This window comes from Achromobacter pestifer, assembly GCF_013267355.1.
Classification (GTDB): Bacteria; Pseudomonadota; Gammaproteobacteria; order Burkholderiales; family Burkholderiaceae_B; genus Achromobacter; species Achromobacter pestifer_A.
In genome coordinates this window covers 2,590,606-2,615,949 of sequence record NZ_CP053985.1, presented here as the reverse complement: position 1 = coordinate 2,615,949, position 25,344 = coordinate 2,590,606, and the positions used below count along the sequence as shown (strand labels likewise).

The 25,344-nt window shown below is 66.6% G+C and carries 26 protein-coding genes; 18 read left to right on the top strand and 8 right to left on the bottom strand.

The window, feature by feature from the left end:
- Positions 1-21 precede the first annotated feature (21 nt).
- Positions 22-954, bottom strand: a complete 933-nt coding sequence (locus tag FOC84_RS12665) for a LysR substrate-binding domain-containing protein (protein ID WP_173144723.1) — start codon at positions 952-954, stop codon at positions 22-24.
- Positions 955-1,125: 171 nt separating this feature from the next.
- Between FOC84_RS12665 and FOC84_RS12660 the strand changes: the two genes are divergently transcribed.
- The 6 genes from FOC84_RS12660 (at position 1,126) to FOC84_RS12635 (ending at position 6,377) form a co-directional block, all read left to right on the top strand.
- Positions 1,126-2,037, top strand: coding sequence for an amino acid ABC transporter substrate-binding protein (locus tag FOC84_RS12660; protein ID WP_173144722.1), 912 nt, complete (start codon positions 1,126-1,128; stop codon positions 2,035-2,037).
- Positions 2,038-2,130: 93 nt separating this feature from the next.
- Positions 2,131-2,877 (top strand): amino acid ABC transporter permease, encoded by a 747-nt coding sequence (locus tag FOC84_RS12655; RefSeq protein ID WP_173144721.1) that lies wholly within the window; start codon positions 2,131-2,133, stop codon positions 2,875-2,877.
- Between the two features lie 9 nt (positions 2,878-2,886).
- Positions 2,887-3,576, top strand: a complete 690-nt coding sequence (locus tag FOC84_RS12650) for an amino acid ABC transporter permease (RefSeq protein ID WP_013390797.1) — start codon at positions 2,887-2,889, stop codon at positions 3,574-3,576.
- A gap of 57 nt (positions 3,577-3,633) precedes the next feature.
- Positions 3,634-4,368, top strand: coding sequence for an amino acid ABC transporter ATP-binding protein (locus FOC84_RS12645; RefSeq protein ID WP_173150115.1), 735 nt, complete (start codon positions 3,634-3,636; stop codon positions 4,366-4,368).
- A gap of 5 nt (positions 4,369-4,373) precedes the next feature.
- On the top strand, positions 4,374-5,429 hold the full coding sequence (locus FOC84_RS12640) for a threonine aldolase family protein (protein WP_173144720.1): 1,056 nt from the start codon (positions 4,374-4,376) through the stop codon (positions 5,427-5,429).
- Between the two features lie 42 nt (positions 5,430-5,471).
- Positions 5,472-6,377: an EamA family transporter gene (locus FOC84_RS12635; protein ID WP_173144719.1), complete on the top strand. Its 906-nt coding sequence runs from the start codon at positions 5,472-5,474 to the stop codon at positions 6,375-6,377.
- A gap of 83 nt (positions 6,378-6,460) precedes the next feature.
- On the opposite strand, the gene FOC84_RS12630 is transcribed toward FOC84_RS12635, so the two are convergent.
- Entirely contained in the window at positions 6,461-6,757 is a 297-nt protein-coding gene (locus FOC84_RS12630; RefSeq protein ID WP_173144718.1) for an acylphosphatase, read from the bottom strand.
- A gap of 160 nt (positions 6,758-6,917) precedes the next feature.
- Between FOC84_RS12630 and FOC84_RS12625 the strand changes: the two genes are divergently transcribed.
- The 4 genes from FOC84_RS12625 to FOC84_RS12610 all read left to right on the top strand — a co-directional run bounded on the left by FOC84_RS12625 (position 6,918) and on the right by FOC84_RS12610 (position 11,273).
- Positions 6,918-7,814, top strand: coding sequence for a phytanoyl-CoA dioxygenase family protein (locus FOC84_RS12625; RefSeq protein WP_173144717.1), 897 nt, complete (start codon positions 6,918-6,920; stop codon positions 7,812-7,814).
- A 204-nt stretch (positions 7,815-8,018) separates the two neighbouring features.
- The gene (locus tag FOC84_RS12620; RefSeq protein WP_173144716.1) at positions 8,019-9,182 is read left to right on the top strand and encodes an alpha-hydroxy acid oxidase; all 1,164 of its coding nucleotides are present in this window, start codon (positions 8,019-8,021) and stop codon (positions 9,180-9,182) included.
- A gap of 105 nt (positions 9,183-9,287) precedes the next feature.
- Positions 9,288-10,361: an extracellular solute-binding protein gene (locus tag FOC84_RS12615; RefSeq protein ID WP_173144715.1), complete on the top strand. Its 1,074-nt coding sequence runs from the start codon at positions 9,288-9,290 to the stop codon at positions 10,359-10,361.
- Positions 10,362-10,439: 78 nt separating this feature from the next.
- Positions 10,440-11,273, top strand: coding sequence for an AraC family transcriptional regulator (locus FOC84_RS12610; protein ID WP_173144714.1), 834 nt, complete (start codon positions 10,440-10,442; stop codon positions 11,271-11,273).
- A 30-nt stretch (positions 11,274-11,303) separates the two neighbouring features.
- On the opposite strand, the gene FOC84_RS12605 is transcribed toward FOC84_RS12610, so the two are convergent.
- Genes FOC84_RS12605 through FOC84_RS12585 form a run of 5 tightly spaced genes read right to left on the bottom strand, consistent with a single transcriptional unit; the run spans position 11,304 to position 17,275 of the window.
- Positions 11,304-12,584: an amidohydrolase family protein gene (locus FOC84_RS12605; protein ID WP_173144713.1), complete on the bottom strand. Its 1,281-nt coding sequence runs from the start codon at positions 12,582-12,584 to the stop codon at positions 11,304-11,306.
- A 49-nt stretch (positions 12,585-12,633) separates the two neighbouring features.
- Positions 12,634-13,584 carry an ABC transporter permease gene (locus FOC84_RS12600; RefSeq protein WP_173144712.1) on the bottom strand — a complete coding sequence of 317 codons (951 nt, stop codon included), beginning with the start codon at positions 13,582-13,584 and terminating at the stop codon, positions 12,634-12,636.
- 10 nt (positions 13,585-13,594) lie between these two features.
- On the bottom strand, positions 13,595-14,668 hold the full coding sequence (locus tag FOC84_RS12595) for an ABC transporter permease (RefSeq protein ID WP_054455738.1): 1,074 nt from the start codon (positions 14,666-14,668) through the stop codon (positions 13,595-13,597).
- A gap of 49 nt (positions 14,669-14,717) precedes the next feature.
- The gene (locus FOC84_RS12590; protein WP_173144711.1) at positions 14,718-16,247 is read right to left on the bottom strand and encodes an ABC transporter ATP-binding protein; all 1,530 of its coding nucleotides are present in this window, start codon (positions 16,245-16,247) and stop codon (positions 14,718-14,720) included.
- Positions 16,244-17,275 (bottom strand): BMP family protein, encoded by a 1,032-nt coding sequence (locus tag FOC84_RS12585; RefSeq protein WP_173144710.1) that lies wholly within the window; start codon positions 17,273-17,275, stop codon positions 16,244-16,246. Before FOC84_RS12585 ends, FOC84_RS12590 begins: the two co-directional genes overlap by 4 nt.
- Positions 17,276-18,009: 734 nt before the next feature.
- Here FOC84_RS12585 and FOC84_RS12580 point away from each other — a divergent pair.
- From FOC84_RS12580 to FOC84_RS12550, 7 genes are all read left to right on the top strand, one after another.
- The gene (locus tag FOC84_RS12580; RefSeq protein WP_173144709.1) at positions 18,010-18,651 is read left to right on the top strand and encodes a hypothetical protein; all 642 of its coding nucleotides are present in this window, start codon (positions 18,010-18,012) and stop codon (positions 18,649-18,651) included.
- Positions 18,652-18,786: 135 nt separating this feature from the next.
- A complete protein-coding gene (locus FOC84_RS12575) occupies positions 18,787-19,716 on the top strand; it encodes a DedA family protein/thiosulfate sulfurtransferase GlpE (RefSeq protein ID WP_173144708.1) in 930 nt (309 codons plus the stop codon).
- Between the two features lie 51 nt (positions 19,717-19,767).
- Positions 19,768-20,694 (top strand): 2-dehydropantoate 2-reductase, encoded by a 927-nt coding sequence (panE, locus tag FOC84_RS12570; RefSeq protein WP_173144707.1) that lies wholly within the window; start codon positions 19,768-19,770, stop codon positions 20,692-20,694.
- Positions 20,695-20,958: 264 nt separating this feature from the next.
- Complete coding sequence (locus FOC84_RS12565; protein WP_173144706.1) at positions 20,959-21,570, top strand: NAD(P)-dependent oxidoreductase; 612 nt, start codon at positions 20,959-20,961, stop codon at positions 21,568-21,570.
- 134 nt (positions 21,571-21,704) lie between these two features.
- Positions 21,705-22,160, top strand: coding sequence for a nuclear transport factor 2 family protein (locus FOC84_RS12560; protein WP_173144705.1), 456 nt, complete (start codon positions 21,705-21,707; stop codon positions 22,158-22,160).
- Positions 22,161-22,170: 10 nt separating this feature from the next.
- Entirely contained in the window at positions 22,171-22,740 is a 570-nt protein-coding gene (locus FOC84_RS12555) for a flavin reductase family protein (protein ID WP_173144704.1), read from the top strand.
- Between the two features lie 5 nt (positions 22,741-22,745).
- Positions 22,746-23,255 carry a nucleoside 2-deoxyribosyltransferase gene (locus FOC84_RS12550; protein WP_173144703.1) on the top strand — a complete coding sequence of 170 codons (510 nt, stop codon included), beginning with the start codon at positions 22,746-22,748 and terminating at the stop codon, positions 23,253-23,255.
- 64 nt (positions 23,256-23,319) lie between these two features.
- Here FOC84_RS12550 and FOC84_RS12545 read toward each other — a convergent pair whose 3' ends face one another.
- The gene (locus tag FOC84_RS12545; protein ID WP_173144702.1) at positions 23,320-23,979 is read right to left on the bottom strand and encodes a TetR/AcrR family transcriptional regulator; all 660 of its coding nucleotides are present in this window, start codon (positions 23,977-23,979) and stop codon (positions 23,320-23,322) included.
- A gap of 149 nt (positions 23,980-24,128) precedes the next feature.
- On the opposite strand from FOC84_RS12545, the gene FOC84_RS12540 reads away from it, so the two are divergent.
- Complete coding sequence (locus tag FOC84_RS12540) at positions 24,129-25,328, top strand: arabinose transporter (protein ID WP_173144701.1); 1,200 nt, start codon at positions 24,129-24,131, stop codon at positions 25,326-25,328.
- Positions 25,329-25,344 lie beyond the last annotated feature (16 nt).

Genomic DNA, 25,344 nt, shown 5'->3' with positions numbered 1-25,344 from the left:
TGGCGGAACCCGCGCGCGGCGTCACCGCCCCGTCCGCGCCTTCAAATCCCCCATCTCTTCCTGCATGAGCTGATGCGCGTAACGTGAAAACACGCTGACCAGCCGCGTCCGCGTGTGGTACGGCGGATAAAGCAGCGCCACCGTCACCGGCACGGCCGGGCTGAAGGGGCGGATCTCGACGTTGTGGGCGGCGTATTCCTCGCGCGCGGCCAGCGGGTTGATCAGGGCCACGCCCAAACCCGCGCCGACCAGGGCGCAGATCGACGAACCCAGGCCGGCCTCGGCCACGGTCTGCCGTTCGACCTTGGCTGTCTTGAATATCGTGTCGATCCTTTCGCGCAGCGGCGTGCCGCTGGTGAAGGCCACGAACGGCTCGCCGGCGAAGTCGGCGGGCTTGAGTTTTTTCAGCTTGGCCAGGCGATGGCCCTTGGGTAGCACCGCGACGCAGTTCATGGTCAACACCGGCTCGACCTGGATGCCGGGGGAATCTCCCGACAGCATGGCCAGGCCCGTGTCGCAGAACCCCGAGCTGATCCAGTTGTGCACCGTGCTGGCGTTGCCGGAATGGATGGACACCATCACGTCCGGGTATTCCGTCTTGAAGGCGGCGACGATGCGCGCCAGCAGGCCCCCGGCCAACCGTGGCATGGCGGCCACGCTCAGGCGGCTGGCGCTGAACGAGCGGATGCTGGCCGCCGCCGATTCCAGGCCGGCCAGGCCGATGAAGGTCTTTTCCACTTCCTGGAAGAAACGCGACCCGTCCTGCGTCGGGGTCAGGCGGCTGCCGTTGCGGTCGAACAAGGCGAACTGGGTAATGGCTTCCAATTGCGCAATTAAGCGGCTAACGTGCGGCTGCGAGGTGTGCACGCGCCGTGCGGCGGCGGTCATTGAGCCGGTCATCATCACGGCGCGGAACGCCTCGATGTGCCTCAAGCCCATCCGTGGAATGGCCATGTCAAATCCGTATAGAGGAATACTCGATTGGAACTGGATAAAACCATACCGCTAGTTGATACTTTTCGCCAGCCGCGGGGCTCATCGCGGGACGAGGCGGCTGTCAGCCTGGCTGGCGCCGTCGATCGTAAACACAAGCATGCGCCGTCCAAACGGCGCCAAGGGAATCAGATGAAAGCACTTGCTGCGATCTCCGTCGCCGCGGCCTTGTTGGGCAGCGCCGCAACCGCCCACGCCGAAGGCCCCAGCCGCCTGGACAAGATCAAGGAAACCGGCGTGATCACGCTGGGCCACCCGGAGACCTCGGTCCCGTTTGCCTATCTGGACGGCAACCAGAAGCCGGTCGGCTATACCGTGGAGATCTGCCAGGAAGTCGCCCAGTACGTAAAGGCGGCCCTGAAGCTGCCCAAGCTCGAGGTGCGCTACAACCCGACGACTTCCGCCACGCGCATTCCGCTGCTGGCCAACGGCACCATCGATCTGGAATGCGGCAATACCACCAATAACCTTGAACGCCACAAGCTGGTGTCGTTCGCGCCCACGACTTTTGTGGCGCAGGTGGTGCTGGTGGCGCGCAAGGACGGTGGCGTGGATCCCAACAACCTGGAGTCCTTCCGCGGCAAGTCCATCGCCGCGCAGGCCGGCGGCCAGACCTTCAGGCTGATCTCGCAGCTGAACGCCAAGGGCAACCTGGGTATCACCATGGCGCCGACCAAGGACACCGCTGAAACTATCCTGATGGTGGAATCGGGCCGCGCCGCGGGCTCGGCCAATGACGACGGCATCGCTTATGGCGCGGTGGCTTCGTCGAAGAATCCGGACGCCTTCGTGATCGGCACCAAGGGCCTGGAAATGGCGCCTTACGGCATCATGGAACCCAAGGACGATCCGGCCTTCAAGAAGGTGGTCGACGATGCCGTGCGCGACCTGATCAAGACGGGCAAGGTGGCCGCGATCTACGACAAGTACTTCAATTCGCCGATCCCGCCCAAGCAGATCAACCTGAAGTACCCGATGAGCGATGCGCTCAAGCGCGCGCTGGCCAATCCGACCGATTCCGGCGATCCCAAGGCGTACGAGTAAGCAGGCTGCGCGCGGGACGCCTGGCGTCCCGCGGCTTGCGCGCAAAAACACTGGCCGCCAGGCGCGGTGGGCATCGCCATCAAGGGACGGGGCATGAACTACAACTGGAGCTGGAGCGTCTTCCTGGATATGTCGCCGGACGGCGTGCATACCTTTCTGGAGACGATCTTCATCGGCGTGGGCTGGACCCTGGCGCTGGCCCTGACGGCGTGGGTGTTCTCGCTATTGCTGGGGTCGTTGCTGGGCGTGATGCGCACCGCCAGTTCGCGCCTCATGAACGCGCTGGGCGCGACCTATGTGGAGGTGTTCCGCAACATCCCGCTGCTGGTGCAGATGTTCCTGTGGTATTTCGTGTTGCCCGAGCTGCTGCCGCATGCCTGGGGCCTGGCCATGAAGCAGATGCCGCAGCCCTGGGGCCAGTTCGTGCCCGCGGTGCTGTGCCTGGGGTTCTATGGATCGGCGCGCGTGGCGGAGCAACTGCGCGCCGGCATACAGTCGCTGCCGCGCGGCCAGTTCCAGGCGGGCACGGCGCTGGGCCTGACCGAGGCGCAGGTGTACCGCTACATCATCCTGCCGGAAGCGTTCCGCATCGTGCTGCCGCCCCTGACTTCCGAGTTCATGGGCACCATCAAGTATTCGTCGGTGGCGCTGACGATAGGGCTGCTGGAGCTGACCGGCCAGGCGCGTTCGATGGCGGAATTCAGTTTCCACATCTTCGAGGCGTTTTCTGCCGCCACGGTGATCTACCTGATCATCAACGGCGTGGTGGTGCTGGGCATGCGGCTGCTCGAACGCCATGTCGCGGTTCCCGGGCTGATCGGTTCGGCGAAAAGGCCCTAGGACGAGATCATGGGCAAATTCGATTTCGACGTGATCTGGGCGGCGCTGCCCTATCTGTTCAAGACCGGCATGACCTTCACGCTGACGCTGACCGCGCTGGCGGGCGTGATGGGCCTGGCGCTGGGCACGCTGCTGGCCATGATGCGGCTGTCGCGGTTCAAGATATTGTCGGTGCCGGCGGGCATCTACGTGAACGTGATGCGCTCTATCCCGCTCTTGCTGGTGATCTTCTGGTTCTATTTCCTGGTGCCCTACATCGCCGCCTGGGTGGTGGGGTCGCCGACGCCGCTGCGCGTGGGGGCCTTCAATTCGGCGGTCATCACCTTCACCCTGTTCGAGGCCGCATACTTCTGCGAAATCATGCGCGCGGGCATCCAGTCCATCGCGCGCGGCCAGGTGTCGGCCAGCATGGCGCTGGGCCTGAACCACTGGCAGGGCATGCGCTACGTGGTGTTGCCGCAGGCGTTCCGCAACATGCTGCCGGCGCTGCTGACGCGCATCATCATCCTGTTTCAGGACACCTCGCTGGTGTATGTGCTGTCCTTGACCGACTTTCTCGGCGCGGCTGCCAAGATCGGCCAGCGCGACGGCCGTCTGGTGGAGCTCTATCTGTTCGTGGCGGTGGTGTATTTCGTGATCTGCTTCACGGCGTCCCGCCTGGTCAAGTTGCTGGAAAAGCGCACGCGAGTGCTGCGCTAGCGCAGCCCTTCCAGTTATCCACAGGTTTCAACAATGCAACTCTCTTCCAAGCCCCCGATGATAGCGATCAAGCAGGTCAGCAAGTGGTATGGCGACTTCCAGGTGCTGGACGATTGCTCCGCCACCGTGGGCCGCGGCGAGGTCGTGGTGGTGTGCGGGCCGTCGGGTTCCGGCAAGTCCACGCTGATCAAGACCGTGAATGCGCTGGAGCCCTTCCAGAAGGGCGAGATCGTCGTCAACGGCATTTCGGTGGGCGATCCGCGCACCAACCTGCCCAAGCTGCGCGCGGTCGCGGGCATGGTGTTCCAGCATTTCGAGCTGTTCCCGCACCTGTCGGTGACGGAGAACCTGTGCCTGGGCCAGCTCAAGGTGCTCAAGCGCGGCAAGGACGAAGCCCGCCAGCGTGCGCTGGCCCTGCTGGAGCGCGTGGGCCTGTCGGCGCACAAGGACAAGCATCCTGGCGAATTGTCGGGCGGCCAGCAGCAGCGCGTGGCGATTGCGCGCGCGCTGTCGATGGACCCGGTGGTCATGCTGTTCGACGAGCCGACCTCGGCGCTGGACCCGGAGATGGTCAACGAGGTGCTGGACGTGATGACCGACCTGGCCGCCGAGGGCATGACGATGATGGTGGTGACCCATGAAATGGGATTCGCCCGCCGCGTCGCCGACCGTGTGATCTTCATGGACGGCGGCAAGATCGTGGAAGACTGCGACAAGGAGCAGTTCTTCGGCGATGTGGAGGAGCGTGCGCCGCGCACGCGCCAGTTTCTTTCCAAAATCCTGCAGCACTGATAGCCATGACCCAGACCTCTTCCGCCGCCGCCCGCGCACCCGTCGACCTGCGCAGCGACACGGTCACCCATCCCACCGCGGCCATGTATGAACGCATGCGCACCGCGCCCATCGGCGATGACGGCCTGGATGGCGACCCCACCGTGCGCGAGCTCGAGGCTTATGTGGCCGCGCAGCTGGGCAAGGAGGGCGGGCTGTTCGTGCCCAGTTGCACCATGGCCAACCTGCTGGCTGTGCTGGCGCAGACGCAGCGCAATGAACAGGTGGTGCTGGAGTCGGCCGCCCATATGTATACGTCCGAACGCGGCGCGGCCACGTTCACCGGCTCGTTCTATCTGGGCGTGCCCGGTTCTGATGGCGCCATGGACCTGAACCGCCTGGAGGAAGCCTTGCAGTCTGGCGGCCACCGGTTGAAGACGGCGCTGGTGACGATGGAGACTTCGCACAACAACGCCGCCGGCGCGGTGCTGCCGCTGGACCACATGCAGGCGGTCCACGGCATGGCGCGGGCGGCGGGCGTGCCGGTGCACCTGGATGGCGCGCGCCTCTACAACGCGGCCGTGGCTCTGGGTGTGGCGGCGGGCGAGATCGCCTGCCATGCCGACACGGTGTCGCTGTGCCTGTCCAAGGGGCTGAGCGCGCCGGTGGGTGCGGTTCTGGCCGGCAGCCAGTCCCTCATGGCCCGCGCGCGCGTGCTGCGCCGCATGCTGGGCGGCACGCAGCGCCAGTCGGGCATCATGGCGGCGGCCGGCCTGGAAGGCGTGCAGTCCATGAGCGGGCGGCTGGCCGAGGATCACGTCCGCGCGCGCCGCCTGAGCGCGGGCGTCAACCGCCTGGGACCGGCCATCTCGGCCACCGAACCGCAGACCAACATCGTGCAGGTGGAGACGGCCGGCACCGGCATGAGCAACACGGAGTGGGTGACGGCCCTGCAGGCGGCGGGCCTGCTGGTGCGCCCCTGGGGCCGCACGCGGCTGCGCTGCGTGACCCATCGCCACATTGGCGACGCGGATATCGACACGGCCGTGCGGGCCTTCGAAACGGTGCTGAACGCCGGCTGATCTGCTCCGTTCCGCGGCGTTTGCGCGATGCGATAATGCCGCATGACCACGACCCATCTTTCCCGAAAAGACTATCTCTGCGCACTGGCGGTCGTGGTCATCTGGGGCACCAACTTCGTCGCCATGAAGGTCGGCATGCGGGGCCTCTCGCCCATGCTGCTGGGCGCCCTGCGTTTCGCGCTGGCGGCCTTTCCCCTGATCCTCTTCGTGCGCGCGCCCAAGCTGCCCTGGCGCTGGGTCGCGGCGTATGGACTGGTGCAGGGCCTGGGCCAGTTCGGGCTGCTGTTCACCGCCTTGAAGTTCGGCATGCCGGCCGGCATGGCTTCGCTGGTGATCCAGACACAGGCCTTCTTCACGCTGCTGCTGGCCGCGCCCTTGCTGCATGAGCGCGCGCAGCGCCATCACTGGATCGGGCTGGGCGTGGCGGCGCTGGGGCTGGCGGTGATTGCCGGCGGCCGCGGCGAAGGGCCAGGCCAGATGACCATGCTGGGCTTCGCGCTGACGCTGGGCGGTGCGTTCATGTGGGCCGTGTCCAACATCATCGTGCGGCTGGCCAGCCGCAAGTCGCCCGGTTACGACCCGTTTGCCTTCATTGCCTGGAGCAGCGCCGCGCCGGTGCTGCCATTCCTGCTGCTGGCCGTGCTGATCGACGGTTGGGAACCGGTGGTGGGCATGATCACCGGCATGGGCTGGGGCGAGATCCTGTCAGTGCTGTACCTGGCGGTGCTGGCCACCTTGGTTGCCTATACCTTGTGGACGCAGTTGCTGACGCGCCACCCGGCCGCCAAGATCGCGCCGTTCTCGCTGCTGGTTCCCGTGGTGGGGTTGTGGGCCGCGTCCATGGCCTTCGGCGAACGCCTGGAGCCGCTGCAATGGCTGGGCGTGGCCGGCGTGCTGGCCGGCCTGCTTTTCAATCAGCTGGGCGGCCGCTGGCTGCGCACGCGCTGAGCCGTCCGGCAGGCGCTTTTTCCTCTTGCGCGGCCGTATCGGCCGACCAGACTAGGCCATAACGGCTAGCAGAGGCGGCGGCCTCACAGTTGCTCGAAACGGATGTAACGCTTATCGGTGTACTCCCGGCGGGTGGTGATCTCCTGCACGCTGGCGCCCGGGGGGCCGCGCCGCAACCATTCCAGCATGTGGTCGACCTGGTCGGTGGTGCCCTGTACCAGGGCTTCGACAGTGCCGTCAGGCAGGTTCTGTACCCAGCCTTTGGCGCCCAGCATGTGCGCGCGCCGGACCGTGGCGTGGCGGTAGCCCACTCCCTGCACGGTGCCGGTGATCGTGACGTGCACGGTCTCGATATGGGTATCGGCTTTAGGGTCTTGCATCGATTCTCTCTTGGATGAGGCGCCGCGCTCGGCGATGTACGTAGACGGTAGTGACTACAGCGGATGGTCTATAGGCCCGGGGGACGCCTGGCGATACGTTAGAGCTCATGTCAAAACGTGCCAGCGGGAACACCCGTTACCAGAGCTTGGAGAAGCCATTATGGAAGAGACCAGTTTGTTGTCGGAAGCTGAGACAGCGCGCTACAGGGAAGAGGGTTACCTGGCCCTGAAGGACATGTGCCCGCAGGACGAGGTGGGTTACATCCGCAGGACCCTGCTCGACCTGTTTGCGAACAAGACCGGCTACAACGAGGGTGCGCAGTATGACTTTGTGAGCCGCGACGACCCGTCCAAACCCGCCAAGTTTCCCAGCTTGCACGATCCACGCCATTATGCCCCGGGCCTCTTGAAGACCGAGTACCACGAGCGCACCCTGGAACTGGCGCGCCAGCTGCTGGGCCCCGAGGCCGCTCTGTATGGCGAGCACGCCTTGCTCAAGCCTGGACCGCATGGGCCGGAAACGCCATGGCACCAGGATGAGGCTTTCCGCTCGCCGGACTTCATCTACAACGAACTCAGCATCTGGCTGGCGCTGCAGCCGGCCACCACGGAAAACGGCTGCATGCAGTTCATCCCGGGTTCCAACAAATGGGAGGTGCTGGAGCACCGCTCGCCGGGCGGCGACAAGACCCTGCATCCGTTGGAATGCTGCGGCGATTTTCAGCGCGACCAGGCGGTGCCGGAGCCGCTGGACCCGGGCGGCATCACGGTGCACGACGCCCGCACCCTGCACTTCACCGGGCCGAACACCTCGCAGGCGCCGCGCCTGGCCTACATCCTGATCTACAACACGCCGCCGGTCTACAAACCCGGGCGCCGGGAATTCCCATGGTTGGAGGGCCGCTGGACCGACAGCCAGACCCGCAAGAAGCAGTGGCACAAGCGCGGCGGGCTGGCCGTGGACGTGATGCGCCGCCTGCCGGGCGCGCGGTTGACCAGCCCGCGCTGGGTGGCCTGGGCCACGATCCGGGCGGTGTCCAAGGTCTGGCCGCGATAATGGGGGCACAGGGGCCGCAAGAGCCCCTGTGACTGGGGGGCGAACGAGGCCGGCAAGCGACGCTTGCCGGCCTCGGCGCGTATACTGGGCGGCGTTGCGGACCGGGAGAGGTCCGCGCAATCGCTGGAGCTGCCCGCCGCTGGCGGCCCGGCGTCTAAAAATAACCAGCCGCAGCTGGCGCCCCATCACTCCATAGACCACTCCATGACCGCTAACCTTTCTACGATCACCTGCATCGAAGATCTGCGCGCCATTGCGCAGAAGCGCGTGCCGCGCATGTTCTACGACTACGCGGATTCCGGCGCCTGGACCGAAGGCACTTATCGCGCCAACGAAAGCGATTTCCAGAAGATCAAGCTGCGCCAGCGCGTGGCGGTGAACATGGAAGGCCGGTCGCTGCGCACCACCATGGTGGGCCAGGATGTCGTCATGCCGCTGGCGATTTCGCCCACCGGCCTGACCGGCATGCAGCACGCGGACGGAGAAATCCTGGCGGCCAAGGCGGCGGCGGACTTCGGCGTGCCTTTCACCCTGTCCACCATGAGCATCTGCTCGCTGGAAGACGTGGCCGAAGCGACCAAAAAGCCCTTCTGGTTCCAGCTCTATGTGATGCGCGACCGCGAATTCGTCGCCGATCTGATCGACCGTGCCAAGGCCGCCGGCTGCTCGGCGCTGGTGCTGACGCTGGACCTGCAGATCCTGGGCCAGCGCCACAAGGACATCAAGAACGGCCTCTCTACCCCGCCCAAGCCCACCCTGCGCAATCTCATCAACCTGGCCACCAAGCCGCGCTGGTGCATGGGCATGCTGGGCACCAAGCGTCGCACCTTCGGCAACATCGTCGGCCACGCCAAGGGCGTGAGCGACCTGTCCTCGCTGTCGTCGTGGACCGCCGAACAGTTCGACCCGCGCCTGAGCTGGGACGATGTGGAATGGATCAAGCAGCGCTGGGGCGGCAAGCTCATCATCAAGGGCATCCTGGACGTCGAGGATGCGCAATTGGCCGCTAATAGCGGCGCCGACGCGCTCATCGTCAGCAATCACGGCGGACGCCAATTGGATGGCGCCATGTCGTCCATCGCTGCCCTGCCCTCGATCGCCGATGCGGTCGGATCCAAGATCGAAGTGTGGATGGACGGCGGCGTGCGTTCAGGCCAGGACATCCTGAAGGCCGTGGCGCTGGGCGCGCGCGGCGCCATGATAGGCCGCGCCTTCCTCTACGGCCTGGGCGCCCATGGCCAGGCCGGCGTGACCCGCGTGCTGGAGATCCTGTACAAGGAAATGGATACGACGATGGCGCTGTGCGGCCGTCGTTCGATCGAGCCCGGCGACCGCAGCATCCTGCTGCCCGGCACCTATCCGAACTGAACGGTTCGGCGGCCCATGAGAAAAAGCCTGGATACGGTAGCGTGCCAGGCTTTTTTCGTTGGCGCGCCGCTTCCGGAGGGCGTATGAGCCTACGCAGGAACCACCATGACGCGTAACAAACAAGATGAAGCGCGCGGCCAGCGCATGGGCAGGCCGCTGCTGGGCGCAGCCCTGGCGGCGCTGCTGTCTGCCGGGGCCGCCGCGCAGCAGACGACGCTGCACGTCGGCATGAATGGCGGTGACATGGCGCGCGTGTTCACACAGCACGTGTTCCCGGATTTCGAGCGCGCCCACAACGTCAGGATCGTGGTCGAGCCGGGCATGTCGACCGAGGTGCTGGCGCGGGCCCAGGCCGACAAGGGCAAGCCGCGGCTGCACCTCATGTTCCTCGATGACGGCATCATGGCGCGCGCGATTTCCATGGGATTGTGCGCGCCGCTCAACGACGATCCGGTGCTGAAGGAACTGTATCCCACGGCGCTGAAGAAGGACCGCATGGCCGCGGGCATCGACATCGGCATGACCGGCCTGGGCTACAACACCAAGGTGTTCGCCGAGCGGGGTTGGGCGCCGCCGACGTCGTGGATGGACCTGGCGGACCCGAAGTACAGGGGCCAGGTCGTGGTCCAGTCGGCTTCGAGCAGCACCTTTGGCCTGCACGCGTTCCTGATGATCAACCGCATCCTGGGCGGCGACGATCGGAACTACGGACCGGGCTTTGCGCAGTGGCCGGCGGTGGTCGGCCCGAACGTGCGTGAATACCTGCCGGATTCGGCGCGTTTGGCCGACATGGTGCAGGCCGACGAGGCGGTGCTGTTTCCCTGGACGCCCACGGCCATCACCCGCCTGAAGAAGCGCGGCGTGCATGTGGAGTACGCGCAGCCGCGCGAGGGCTCGATGATCCTGATGGTGGGCGAGTGCGTGGTCGCCGGCAACAGCGAGCCGGAGCTGTCGCAGAAGCTGGCGCTGTACCTGCTGTCGGAACAGGCGCAGACCAAGGCGCTGGAAATGGGCGGGCACTTCCCGTCCAACCGCAACGTGCTGGCGCCTGCGGGCCATGCGGACGCATTGCAGCGCTTCCAGGGCTATATGTCGAACGCAAAGATACCGAACTGGGACCAGATCAACGAGACCCGGCCTGCCTTCAACGCCCGCTGGAACCGGGAAATCGGACGCTGAAGGCCCCAGCTGCGGGCGCGCCAAAAAGCGCAAAATCTGCAAAGACCGGCCCGCTACATTGCTCTCCAAGGAGACCGCATGAAGCCCACAACCCTGAACCAGTACGGCCAGCGCCTGGAGCCCGTCCTGCGCTGGCTGGCCAGCCACCCCGACGCCGACCCGGACCTGTACCGGCTGGCCGAGCTGGCCTGCCTGTCGCCGTACCACTTCCATCGCGTTTATCGCGCCATGATGGGCGAGACGGTCAACGCCACCGTGCAGCGCATCCGCATGCACCGCGCGGCGGTGGCGCTGGGGAATTCCGAGGCTTCCTTGCGCGAGGTGGCGCAGCGCGCCGGCTATGAGTCGGACGCGGCGTTCAACCGGGCATTCGGCGCGACCTTCGGCATATCGCCGGGGCGCTACCGGGATGCCCGCTCCCGTCCCTTCGACCCACAGGAGCTAGGCATGTATCCCATCAAGATCGAGACCTTTCCCGGCGCGACGCTGGCGGCTCTGTCGCATCGCGGCAGCTATCAGGAGATCGGCCCGCTGTTTTCACGCGCCTTCATGCTGGCCGTGAGCCGCGGCCTCGCGCAGCCGGATTCCATCGGCTATGGCGTGTACTTCGACGATCCGGAGCAGGTGCCGGCGAGCCAGCTGCGCTCCATGGCCGGCATGTCGGTGGCGCCCGATGCCGACCTGGGCGGCGAGCTGGAACGCTTCGAGATTCCGCAAGGCCGTTGCGCCATCCTGACCTACACCGGGCCCTACAACGAGATGGACAAGCCCTATAACTGGATGTTCTCGCAATGGCTGCCAGCCAGCGGCGAGGTGCCGGCGGACTTCCCCATGTTCGAGCAGTACCTGAACGATCCGCGCACCACGCCGCCGGCGCAATTGCAGACGCGTATCTGCCTGCCGTTGAAATAGCAGGCGGACACGCGTCCGAGCCTTGCGCGCTCAGCGTGCCGGCGTCTGGAAGCTGACTTCGGCCGGGCGGCCCGGCAGGTTCAGGGTCGCGGTGGCGGGCGGCGTGGTCGCCACCACCTGGCCGGCGCGCAGCACCATCAGGCGGGTGGCGCGCAGGCGCAGCGCCTCGACCGCGTCGCGTGCCTGCAGCAGCACCAGGTCCGCGCGCTTGCCGACCGCCAGGCCGGTTTCGTCCAGGCCCAGGATCTTGGCCGGCGTGGTGGTGACGGCTTCGAAACAGGCGCGCATGGCGTCCTGGCCCGTCATCTGGGCCACATGCAGGCCCATGTGGGCCACTTCCAGCATGTCGCCCGAACCCAGGCTGTACCAAGGGTCCATCACGCAGTCATGGCCGAAGGCCACGGGCACGCCGGCGGCCAGCAGCTCGGGCACGCGCGTCATGCCGCGGCGCTTCGGATAGGTGTCGTGGCGGCCTTGCAGCGTGATGTTGATCAGCGGGTTGGCGATGGCGGCCACGCCGGCTTCCCGTATCAGCGGGATCAGCTTGGAGACGTAGTAGTTGTCCATGGAGTGCATGGACGTCAGGTGCGAACCCGTCACGCGGCCTTGCAGGCCCAGGCGTTGCGTGTGGTACGCCAGCGTCTCGATGTGGCGCGACAGCGGATCGTCGCTTTCATCGCAGTGCATGTCCACGCGCAGTCCGCGCTCGGCCGCCAGTTCACAGAGGATGCGCACCGATTCCGCGCCGTCCTGCATGGTGCGCTCGAAGTGCGGAATGCCGCCCACCACGTCCACGCCCATGTCCAGCGCGCGCTTGAGGTTGTCCAGGGCGCCGGGGGCGCGCAACACGCCGTCCTGCGGGAAGGCCACCAGCTGCAGGTCCAGGTAGGGTTTGACCTTCTCGCGCACGTGCAGCAGCGCTTCCGTGGCCAAGAGGCGCGGGTCGCACACGTCCACATGCGAACGGATGGCCAGCAGGCCGCGTGCCACGGCCCAGTCGCAATAGGCCAGCGCGCGCTCGACCAGCGCTTCCTGCGTCAGCAGCGGCTTGAGCTCGCCCCACAGCGCGATGCCTTCCAGCAGCGTGCCGGACTGGTTCACGCGCGGCAGGCCGAAAGACAGCGTCGAGTCCATGTGGAAGTGCGCGTCGACGAAGGGCGGCGCCACCAACTGGCCGGCCGCGTCCACGGTCTGCGCGGCCTCGGCCTTCAGCGCCGGCTCCAAGGCCACGATGCGGCCGCGGGCGATGCCGATGTCGATGTTCTGGCGGCCATCAGGCAGCGTGCAGTGTCTGAGTATCAGGTCGAGCATGGTGTTCCTTGCGGAAGGTTTCTGTTGTTCATGGTACTGCGCGCAACCTTCAGCGCTCTCCTTTACGGTAGGGCTTCATCAGTGCTTGCGGGTAGGCGGCGCGGCGCGCCATCACCACCAGGGCAAGGATGGACAGGACATAGGGCAGCATCAGATAGACCTGGTACGGCAGCTCCGGCAGGCCGGGCAAGGCCGCGGCGCCCTGTTGCATGCGCAATTGCAGCGCGTCGAAGAAAGCGAAGATCAGCGCGCCCAGCAAGGCCTTGCCGGGCCGCCAGGATGCAAACACGACCAGCGCCACGCAGACCCAGCCGCGGCCGTTGACCATATTGAAGAAGAAGGCGTTGAACGCCGCCAGCGTCAGGAAGCTGCCGGCCACGCCCATCAGCGCGGAGCCGGCCACGATGGCGCCCATGCGCAGGCGCGTGACCGACAGGCCCTGCCCTTCGGCCGCGGCTGGGTTCTCGCCCACCATGCGGATCGCCAGGCCGACCGGCGTGCGGTTCAGCACCCAGGCCAGTATGGGAACCGCGGCCAAGGCCAGCAAGGTCATGGGCGTCTGTCCCGCCAGCACGGGGCCGATGAACGGGATGCCGTCCAGGAACTTCATCTCTGCAAACGGCGTGATCGTGGGCGGCGTGTTTACGCTCGGGAAGGTGACGCGGTAGGCGAAGTAGCTCAGGCTGGTGGCCAGCAGCGTCACGCCCAGGCCGGACACGTGTTGCGACAGCCCCAGCGGCACGGTCAGCACCGCGTGCAGCAGTCCGAACACCGCGCCCGCAAAAGCGGCTGCCAGCACGCCCACATACAGCGGCGCGCCCAGGTACACCACCAGCCAGCCGGTGAAGGCGCCAGCGGCCATGATGCCTTCGATGCCCAGGTTCAGCACGCCCGCGCGTTCGCACAGCAGCACGCCCAGCGTGCCCAGTATCAGCGGCGTCGCCAGGCGCAGCACCGCCACCCAGAACGCCGAGGAACTCATCAGATCCATCCATTCCATGGCTCGCTCCTCAGGCCCGGTTGCGGCGCAGGCGGTACTGCGCAAATAGCGTCGCGACCAGCATGGCGAGCAACGAAGTGGCGACAATGACGTCGGCGATATAGTTCGGCACCGCGATGGCGCGGCTCATGCTGTCCGCGCCCACCAGCATGCCGGCCACGAACAGGCTGGCCAGGATCACGCCCAGCGGGTGCAGGCCGGCCAGCATGGCGACCACCACGCCGGTGTAGCCATAGCCCGGCGACATGTCGAGCGTGACGTAGCCGGTGCGGCCCGCCACTTCGATCGCGCCCGCCAGGCCGGCCAGCGCGCCCGACAGCATGGCGGTGCCCAGCATCACGCGGTTCACCGGCAGTCCCAGGAAGCGCGAGGCGTGCGCATTGGCGCCGACCGCGCGCATCTGGAAGCCGAACACGGTGTAGCGGTTCAGCAGCCACAGCCCCAGCGCCAGGCCGGCGGCCCACAGCAGGCCGGTGTGGGCGCGGGTGCGCTCGATCAGCTTGCCGAGTTCCAGGTCGCCGTTGAGCGCCACGGACTGCGGCCAGCCCATGGCCATGGGGTCCTTCATGGGGCCGTCCAGCATCATCGACACGAACAGCAGCACGATGAAGTTGCCCAGCAGCGTGGTCACCACTTCATCCACGCCCAGGCGGGTCTTGAGGATGGCGGGAATCAGCAGCAGCAAGGCGCCGGCCAGAGCCGCCGCCAGCATCATGCCGGCAAACAGCGCGGGCACGGGCAGGTCGAAGCCGGTGCCGTCGTGCAGGCCGCCCACCGCCACCGCGGCCAGCGCGCCCAGGTACAGCTGGCCTTCGGCGCCGATGTTGTAGAAGCGGGCGCGGAATGCCACCGCACAGGCCAGGCCGGTCAGCATCAGCGGAGTGGCGCGGGTCAGCGTTTCAGACAGCGCGAAGCGCGAGCCGAAGGCGCCTTCGAACAGCAAGGCATAGGTGCGCCCCACGGGGGCGCCGGCCCAGGCCACCAGCAGGGTGCAGACCGCCAGCGTGAAGGCGATGGCCGCGAAGGGCGCGAGGGCCAGCGCCAGGCGGCTGGGCTCCGGGCGGCGTTCCAGGATCAGTTTCATGCGAGTAATGCTCGGTAGGGTGTGGAGACGCGCGGGACGGTGCGGGTGTTCATCCCTGCGTGCCCGTCATGGCCAGGCCGACCGTGGCGGGCGTCCATTCGGACACCGGTTTCACGGCAATCAGCTTGCCGCCGCACAGCACGGCGATGCGGTCGGCCAGCGCGAAGATCTCTTCCAGGTCCTCGGAGACCAGCAGCACGCCGGCGCCGCGCGTGCGCGCCGCCAGCAGTTGTTCGCGCACATAGGCGACGGCGCCGATGTCCAGGCCCCAGGTGGGCTGGTCGGCCACGATGAAGCGCGGTTCGCGCGCCAGCGTGCGGCCCAGGATCAGCTTCTGCATATTGCCGCCGGACAGGCTGCGGGTGCGCACGTCCAGCGATGCGGCGCGCACGTCGAACTGCTTGGCCAGGGCCTGGGCATAGGCTTTGCCCGCGCGCGCCCGGATCAGGCCCCAGCGCGCGAAGCGCGGGTCCTTCAGGTCTTCGACGATGGCGTTTTCCCACAAGGGGCTGTCGCCGATCACACCTTCGCCGTGGCGGTCTTCAGGGATGCGGCCGACGTGGGCCGCGGTCCAGCCGGCCGGCGTGGTGGGCGCCGCCGCATGCTCAGGACCCAGGCGGATGGTGCCGTCCGTGGGTTGGCGCAGGCCGGTCAGCACCGATACCAGCGCCTGCTGGCCGTTGCCGGCCACGCCCGCGATCGCCACGATCTCGTGCTTGTGGACAACCAGGTCCAGGCTGTCCAGGCGCGGCGCGCCGTCGCGGCCGTCGCGCACCGTCACTTGCGACAAGGTCACCACGGGCGCGGCCTGTTCGGCGGCGGCCACGGCTTCGGCGTGCGGCATGACGACCTTGCGGCCCACCATCAGCTCGGCCAGCTCGGCCGGGCTGGTGCTGGCGGTCTCGCGTTCGGCGACCAGCTTGCCCTGGCGCAGCACCGCCACGCGGCCCGATACCGCCATGACTTCATCCAGTTTGTGCGAGATGAAGATCACCGCCAGGCCTTCGTCGACGAAGCCGCGCAAGGTGGCGAACAGGTCCTGCACTTCCTGCGGCGTGAGCACGGCGGTGGGTTCGTCCAGGATCAGGACGCGCGCGCCGCGGTACAGCGCCTTCAGGATCTCGACCCGTTGCTTCTCGCCGACCGACAGCGTGCCGACGCGCGCGTCCGGATCCACGCCCAGGCCGAAGCGCTGGCCCAGTTCCACCAGGCGCTGGCGCGCCTTGCCGCGGCCAGACGCCAGCTTCCACAGCGATTCCGTGCCGACCATGATGTTGTCCAGCACGGTCAGGTTGTCGGCCAGCGTGAAGTGCTGATGCACCATGCCGACCCCGGCCGCCAGCGCGGCGTCGGGCCGGCCGGCGGGCAGAGACTGACCGAAGACTTCGATGCTGCCCTCGTCGGCCACGTAATGGCCGAACAGGATCGACACCAGGGTCGATTTGCCGGCGCCGTTCTCGCCCAGCAAGGCCAACACTTCGCCCTGGCGCAGCGTGAGCGATATGTCGTCGTTGGCCGTGAGGCTGCCAAAGCGTTTGGTGATCCCCGTCAGCTGCAGGGCGAGAGGCGCTGGTTTCATCGTGCCGAGGACTTGGGTTCTTTGTCGTTGACCTTGACGCTGAAGCTGCCATCCAGGATGGCCTTCTGCTTGGCTTGCACCTTGGCGATCAGGTCGGCGGGGATCTTGTTTTCGAAGGTGCCCAGCGGCGCCAGCGAGGATCCCTTGTGCTTCATCAGCGAGTACTGGCCGTAGTCATCGGCCTTGAACGTGCCGGCGCGCACCTGCTTGAGCGCTTCGTCGATGGTGGGCTCCATGCTCCACAGCGCCGAGGCGACCACGGTTTCCGGATACTGCTGCTGCGTGTCGATGACGTTGCCGATGGCCAGCTTGCCGCGTTCCTTGGCCGCGTCCGAGACGCCAAAGCGCTCGGCGTAGAGCACGTCCGCGCCCTTGTCGATCATGGCGAAGGCGGCTTCCTTGGCCTTCGGGGGATCGAACCAGGAACCGATGAAGGTCACGGTGAACTCGGCCTGCGGGTTCACTTCCTTGGCGCCTTCGATGAAGGCGTGCATCAGGCGGTTCACTTCAGGAATGGGGTAGCCGCCCACCAGGCCGATCTTGCCCGTCTTGCTCATGCCGCCGGCGATCATGCCGGTCAGGTAGGCGGGTTCCTGGATGTAGTTGTCGAACACCGAGAAGTTGGGCTGTTGCGGCTTGCCCGAGGAACCCATCAGGAAAGCGGTCTGCGGATAGTCCTTGGCCACCTTGCGGGCGGCGGCTTCCACCGCGAAGGCCTCGCCCACCACCAGCTTGTTGCCCTGCTCGGCGTACTGGCGCATCACGCGCTCGTAGTCGGCGTTGGTGACGTTTTCCGAGAACGTGTATTCGATCTCGCCGCGATCACGGGCCGCGGTCAGCGCCTTGTGGATGCGCGACACCCATTGCTGTTCGACCGGCACCGTGTAGATGGCGGCGACCTTGGTCTTGGCGGGCGCCTGGGCCTGGGCGGCGCCCGAGAACAGCAGCGCGCCGGCGGCGGCAGCGGCCAGCTTGAGCAGGCCGCGGCGGGCGATGCCGGCGACGGACGGGGTGAAAGAGGCTTTCATGCGGGTGACTCCTGCGAAGGGAGGGAAAGGGATGGGAATTGGAGGCGATGCGCGCTGGGCGCCGGTCCGCGCGCTGCGGGTGCGTGCGCGCGGCCGCGGCCCGGTTCCATATGGCGGCCGCCGGCAGGCGTGCCGGGACTAGCGTACGGAAACGAAGGCGTGGGATCGGTCATCGGATGGGGAGCGCCAGGCGACGCGCCCCATCCGAATGGTCGGGTTCGCTGCCAGCCCTGGCGAAGCAAGTTGTATGCCATGGGGCATTCCCGCGACAAGTCGGGGAAACCTGATGGCCGGGCAGGATTATAGGCACCCTGGCGGGGATTGGTGGCACCAGAGCGGTGCGTGTCTGCCAAGGGGTGGACAGAGTGCGTAACCAGGTCGAAGTTCAGGGAGTCTGAAATTTCATCTGGGCAGGGGGCAAGAATCCTGGCGACGCTTCATTATTGAGCCTTGAACTCTGTTTGCACACTGGCCAAGGAAACAGAGCGGGCAGGAACACGCCAGTCTGAGAGAGTAGCGGCGGTGCGGGCCGACTTGACGTATCAGTCGCACAAATAGGGAGGCCCCACCGAAGTGGGGCCATCGTTCGGACCTAGTTGCATCACCAGCATTCACATCTGGGAGTGGCTTTTCTAGGGCAGCGCGTTGACTGTACCGTTTTTGAGCATGGCTTTCAACCAAGCTTTCGGCGATGCCTGCGGGAACGCCCTACTTGGAAGGGGAGAATAGGACCAATGGAATGGAAACTGCGTGAAGCGGTGTTCTCCACGCCGCGAATGGGGCGCTACCTGCATAGCTATGGTGGAGACGCGTTACGGGCGGCCGTTGCCTACGATCACAATCTCCTGCTGGCGCAGGCGCTGATGCCTGCCTTGCAGACGATGGAGATAGTCCTTCGGAATGCCATCCATCGAAGCCTGAGCAGGTCGATGGGAAGCGTCGACTGGTGGGATGGTCTGCCCTCTCCTGAGTTCGAATGGCTGCACGTGGCGGTGGGGGATGCAAGGATCAAGATCCAGCGACGCCGGGAACGCATTACCACCGACAAGATTGTTGCCGAATTGACTTTTGGATCGTGGACGCGGCTGTTCAATGCCCATCATGGGCGCACGTTATGGGGGCGTCTCCTCCTGGCCTTTCCCACTTGTCCGAAAGCCAAGCGCCGACGCGGCCCGATCAGTTCGTCCCTGAACCGCATTCGGGATTTGCGCAACCGGGTCATGCACCATGAACCGCTGCTGTGGGTAGCGCCTTCGGTGAAGGATATCCATGGCGATATCCAGGAGGTCCTGGACTGGATCGATCCGGGCATCAACCGCTGGCTTGTCCATCACGACTCCTTGCCAGCGAGATGGGCTGAATGTGCGGCGATTTGAACCGCCCAGCGCGGGCTGAACGAAATTCGTTGCATGGAACGGGCCGTTGCGGCCGCCGACACCCCCATCCAGGGCCCGCGCGCCTAAAATCGCATGTATGAGCCGCGCGCGTGTCGCGGCAAGCTGGAAGACCCCATGCAAGATATACAACTGCTGCTGGAACAGTACGGCGGGTGGCTGGTGTTCGCCAACGTGCTGGTCGAGCAGGCCGGTTTGCCGGTGCCCGCCTATCCCATGCTGATCGCCGCCGGCGCGCTGGCGGGCGCGGGCGGGTGGCTCGTGCCCTGGATGGCGGCCACGGTCGCCTGCCTGCTGGCCGACAGCCTCTGGTATGCCGCTGGCCAGCGCTACGGCTCGCGCCTTCTGGGCGTGATCTGCAAGATGTCGCTGTCGCAGGATTCCTGCATCCGCCAGACGCAGCGCCTGTACCTGCGCATCGGCGTGCGCGCGCTGCTGGTGTGCAAGTTCCTGCCCGGCGCGGGGGCGCTGTCCACCGTCATGGCGGGATTGACGGGCACGCCCTACCGCCGCTTTCTGGGCTACGACCTGGTGGGCTCCCTGATCTGGTCGGGCTCGGCCCTGCTACTGGGCGGCCTGTTCCACAACGTGGTGAGCGACGTCCTGGAGATCCTGGGCACCTATGGCGCGATGGGGCTGGGCGTGCTGGCGGCGGTGCTGGCGCTGTACATCCTGGCGCGCTTCCTGCGGCGCCGGATCCTGTTGCGCAGCCTGCGCGTGATTCCGCGCCTGTCGGTGGATGAGCTGATGCAGTGGCGGCAGGACGGCCGCAACGCGCTGGTCTTCGACGTGCGCCCCGAAGCGCTGCGCGACGAGCAGCGCATCCCTGGCGCCATCGCGGTGGACCTGAAGGCGCCCTTGCCCCGGCTCGATGCCCAGGCGCTGGAATCCGACATCGTCGTGTACTGCGCCTGCCCCAATGAAGTGTCGGCCGCGCTGCTGGCGTCGCGGCTGCGCGCCGCGGGCTATCCCAAGACCTGGGCCCTGCGCGGCGGTTACCAGGCCTGGCAGGAGCACGAACACCCGCTCCCCCCGCAAGGCGCATAATTCCGCCATCAGCCCGCGCAGACGGCGGGCAGCCTACAAGGAGAGACAGGCATGCGGATGTTGTTCTTGGGCGCCGGCGGCACCGGCGGTTACTTCGGCGGACGGGCGGCCCAGGCGGGCGCGGACGTGACCTTCCTGGTGCGCGAACCGCGCGCCGCGCGGATCCGCGAGCAGGGCCTGCGCATCAAGAGCCCGCTGGGCGACGCCACGCTGCAGCCGCAGCTGGTCACGCAGCAGACGCTGCAAGGCAGCTACGACGTGGTCGTGCTGAGCTGCAAGGCCTATGACCTGGCCAGCGCCATCGAGGCCATCCGCCCCGCGGTCGGGCCCGACACTGCCGTGCTGCCCATCATGAACGGCGTGCTGCAATACGACGTGCTGGACCGCGAGTTCGAGCCGCACCGGGTGCTGGGCGGACTGTGCCAGATCAACGCCACCCTGGGCCCCGAGGGCGAAGTGGTGCATCTGGGCAAGTACGCCAACATCGTCTTCGGCGAGCGCGCGGGCCCCGCGCGCAGCGAGCGCTGCGTGGCGCTGGAACAGGCCCTGGCCGGCGGCGAATACGTCAGCCGCCTGAGCACCGACATCTACCAGGACATCTGGGAAAAATACGTATTCCTGACCACGCTGGCCGCCGCCACCTGCCTGATGCGCGGCACGGTCGGGCAGATCGCCTCTTCCGATGACGGCATCGACATCATGACCGGGCTGCTGCAGGAATCGCAAGCCGTTGCGGCCGCCTCGGGCCACGCAGTGCGGCCGGAAGCCGACGCCTCGGCGCGCAAGCTGATTGGGGACCGTACCCAGCCCGTCACCGCGTCGATGTTCCGCGACCTGAGCCAGGGCCTGCCGGTCGAGGCGGATCATATCGTCGGCGACATGGTGCGGCGCGCCCGCACCCTGGGCGTGGATGCGACCTACCTGCGCACGGCTTACGCGCATCTGCAGGTCTATCAGGCGCAGCGCGCCGCGGCCTGAATGCCGCCCTCTCCGGCGGCCCCTGTTCAAGCGGGGTCGTCGGGAGCACACTGGCCTAGCGGCTGCGAAAGCGCCCGGCAGGCTGTCCCGGCCGTCCGCTTCGTCCGGGTTTGCCGGTTATTGGTGCATAAATTGCAAAAAATTAGTCCGATTTAACGGGTTTTTCGATCGGATTTGTACGAATAGTATGGCTTTGCCTGAGCCAAAACGCGTAGCGCCGCAAGTTGCGGCGGCCCTGGCTCCCCCTACCCAAGGAGCAAGACCATGAAAGTTGCATTGATCGGAATTACCGGCCGCGTGGGTTCGCGCGTGGCTGACGAGTTGCTCAAGCGTGGCCACCAGGTCACGGGCATCGCCCGTAACCTGTCCGACGTGAATCCGCAGCTCGGTCTGACCATCAAGCAGGGCGACGCCACCGATCCGCAAGCGCTGACCTCGTTGCTGATCGGGCATGACGCCGTGATCAGCGCATCGCGCTTCGTGTCTTCCGACGCCAAGCCGCTGTTGAGCGCGGTGAAGGACGCGGGCGTGCCGCGCCTGCTGGTGGTCGGTGGCGCCGGCAGCCTGCTGGTCGCGCCCGGCAAGATGCTGATCGACACCCCCGAATTCCCCGATGCCTACAAGCCCGAGGCCCGCGCCGGCGTAGTGTTCCTGGACACGCTGCGCCATGAAAAAGTGCTGAACTGGACCTTCCTGTCGCCCTCCGCGCTGTTCGAGCCGGGCGAGCGCACCGGCACGTTCCGCCTGGGCGACGACACCCTGCTGGCCGATGACGAAGGCAAGAGCTGGATTTCGATGGAAGACTATGCGATTGCGCTGGTCGACGAACTCGAGACGCCCAAGCATTCGCGCCGCCGCTATACCGTCGGCTACTGATCCCGCCGTCGGCGGATCGCGAGGGGCCTCGGCAAGAGGCCCCTTTTTCATTCTGGCTTAGGGCCGGGATCCATGTTTTTGTTTGTAAACTGGCGCACCGCCAGCCGGCGTTCCGACACCTGAGTTTGCCCTGTATGCGTATGAAGTTGAATTCGTTGGCCCTCTGCCTGCTGGTTGCCGCGTCCTGTCTGTCGGCCGCGCCGGCCGCCGCCGCGCCCCAGTCCAACAAGGACATCGCGGTGGCGTTCTTTCGCATGATGTTCCAGGACCGTGACATCGACGAAGCGGTGCGCCTGTACGTCAGCCCGAACTACACCCAGCACAACCCCTACATGCAGGACGGCGTCGGTCCCCTGGTGGATTTCTTTCCCGCCTATTTCGAGCAGCATCCGCAGTCCATCGTCGAGATCAAGCGCGTGATCGCCGAGGGCGACCTGGTGCTTATCCACAACCTGTGGCGCGATTCGCCGGAAGACCGCGGCCAGGCCGTGATGGATATCTTCCGCGTGGAAGACGGCAAGATCGTGGAACACTGGGACGTGAGCCAGGAAATCCCCGAGAACCCCGCCAACAAGAACGGCATGTTCTAGGAAGCGCCGCATGTCCAGCATCGAACCCGTAGACCTGTCCCGCGCCTATCTGCTGCTGAACCACGGCCCCACGGTGCTGGTGACCAGTGCGCACGGCGATGCGCGCAACGTCATGGCGGCCGCCTGGGCCATGCCCCTGGATTTCAGCCCCCCCAAGATGCTGGTGGTGGTGGACAAGAACACCTATACGCGCGGCCTGATCGAAGCGTCGGGCGAGTTCGCGCTGTGTATCCCGTCGCGCGCGCAGGCCCGCGCCACGTTGCGGGTGGGCACCGATTCCGGGCGCGATGAAGACAAGTTCCAGGTCAGCGGCCTGACGACCTTCCCCGCCAGCAAGATCGGCGCGCCGCTCATCAGCGGCTGCCTGGGCTGGCTGGAATGCCGCGTCGTGCCCGAACCGCACAACCAGCAGGCCTACGACCTCTTCATCGGCGAAGTCGTGGCCGCGTGGGCCGCGCCGGAAGTGTTTTCCGGCAACCGCTGGCATTTCCCCGATGACGAGCGCCGCTCGGTGCATTACGTGGCCGGCGGCTCCTTTTTCGCCACCGGCGAAGCCTTCAACGTTTCCGATCCGGAGTAACCATCATGCGCAGCGTATATCTGGCGGGTTTCGACGTGTTCCTGCCCGATGCGGCGGCGCACGGCAAACGCTTGAAGGCGCTCTGCGCCACCTATGGGTTCGATGGCCTGTTCCCGCTGGACAACGAGGCACCGCAAGACCTGTCGGGCCAGGCGCTGGCGCAATGGATCTACCGCGAGAACGTCGCGCTGATCCGGCGCGCGGACATGGTGATGGCGAACCTGAATCCGTTCCGCGGCGCCGAGCCCGATTCCGGCACGGCCTTCGAAGTCGGCTACGCCATCGCCTGCGGCAAGCCGGTATGGGGCTATACCGGCCAGGCCGGTTCGCTGATCGACCAAGTGGCGGTGGGCGCGGCGGCCGACGACGGCGTTTCGCGCATGGTTGATGCGGACGGCTACACCGTGGAAGACTTCGGCTTGAACCTGAACCTGATGCTGGCGTGCAGCGCCCGCATCGTCACGGGCAGTGCCGCCGACTGCCTGGCGCAGATGGCTCGGGAGCCAGGGCGCTAGCGGCCCGGCGTCGGTGCTTGCCGCCAACTTCCTGCGCTGAATGCGCGGGGGGAAAACGGCAAGGCTAGCGGTGCGCCGTCTTGGCTGCCTTACGCGGCGCGGGACGCGCGGCCGGTTCGCCCAGGTATCCCATCACCGCGTCGACCACTGCCTGTTCCAACTGCCGCGTCGAGAACCCCGCGGGCGGCTCCAGCGCCGCGGCATGCACCAGCGACTCCATGATGCGCAACACCACATAGGTCGCCAGGTCGCGGTCCTGCTGCGCGATCTCGGCGCGATGCAGTTCCAGCAGATGGCGCATGCGCCTGTGGATATCCTGGTCCGCGCGGCTGTGCTCGTGCGGCTGGTCGAACAGCGGGAACTCCCTTTCCAGCACGCGGTGCAGCGCGGGCTCCAGCATGTGGGCGTGCAGCATCGCTTCGACGATGGCCGCGACGCGCTCGCGCAGCGTGGCCGCGGGATTGCTGTCCAGGACCGCGTCGATGACGTCCAGCATCTGGTTGTCGTGGCGATTATGCAGCGCCGCGATCAGGGCGTTCTTGTTGGGGAAGTACTGATACAGCGAACCGACGCTGACGCCGGCCGTCTCCGCGATCAGATTGGTGTTGGTGCCCGCATAGCCGTGGGTGGCCAGAACGCGAGCCGTGGCTTGCAAAATCGTCTCTACGGTGTGCTGGGATCTGAGCTGGCGCGGCGATTTGCGGGGCTGTGGGATGGCGGTCATGGGTACTGTGAAAGGCGAGTATCGAATATGAGCAACGGCTCATAAAATTTCCAGCAGGCAATCCGGTTCGTCGCCCGCACACGGCGATTATGCCATTGGCGGTTTTCAAGCTGGTTCCGGTTTGCGCATCTCTCACTTAAGGAAATTCAATGTCGCATTCATCGACGGCCGGGGCCATGCCCGCGGCCCAGGGGCCCGTGCGCTCCGTCTTCGCGCAAGTGCTGCCGCTGGCACTTGCGGTATTCGTCGGGTTCTTCATGATCGGCCTGCCCATGCCGGTGCTGCCGTTGTACGTGGATGGCACGCTGGCGTTGGGTGCGCTGATTGTCGGCGTGGTGGCCGGCCTGCAGTTCGCCGCCGCCTTGTTGTCGCGCGCCTACGCAGGCTCGCTCGCTGACCGCCGCGGCGCCAAGCGCGCGGTGGTGGGCGGTTTTGTGCTGGGCTCCATTGCGGGCCTGTTCTATCTGTTGGCCGACGACCTGTCGGCGCGGCCGCAGGCGGCGCTGGCCGCGCTCTTGGCCGGACGCGCGCTGATGGGCTGCGCCGAAAGCCTCATCGTCACCGGCGCGCTGAGCTGGGGCGTGGGCCGCGTGGGGCCGCAGAACGCGGGCCGCGTGATGGCCTGGGTCGGCGTGGCGATTTACGCCGCTTACGCGCTCGGCGCGCCGGCCGGCATGCGCCTCTACGGCGCCACGGGCTTCGCGGGCATCGCCTGGGCCACGGCGCTGATTCCGCTGGCGGCTCTGGCGCTGGTGCTGCCTTTGCGCGGGGTGCGCGCGGCAGGCGGCGTGCGCACGCCTTTCTACAAAGTGCTGGGTCTGGTGCTGCTGCCCGGCGCGGGCCTGGCGTTGGCCAGCGTCGGCTTCGGCGTGATCACCGCGTTCGTGAGCCTGCTGTTTTCGCAACGGGGTTGGGATGGCGCGGCGTGGATGTTCACTGCGTTCGGCGCGGGTTTCATCCTGGCGCGCGTGTTCTTTGCCGGCCTGCCGGACAAGTTGGGCGGCGCGCGCGTGGCGCTGGTGTGCGTGCTGATTGAAGCGGCGGGACAGTGGCTGATCTGGACCGGAACCACGCCGGCATGGGCCTATGCCGGCGCGCTGCTGACGGGCGCGGGCTACTCGCTGGCATTCCCGGCCTTCGGCGTGGAAGCCGTGCGCCGCGTGCCGGCGGCCAGCCGGGGCGCGGCCATGGGGGCGTATGTGGCCTTCCTGGACGTGGCCTTGGGACTGAGCAGCCCAGCGGCCGGCTGGCTGGCCGGCGAGCAAGGCTATGGCGCGGTGTATGCGATGGGCGGCGCGTGCGCGCTGGCGGCAATGGTCGTCGCCATGGCGCTCAGGACGCGGCGCTAAAAAACATGGCGGCGCC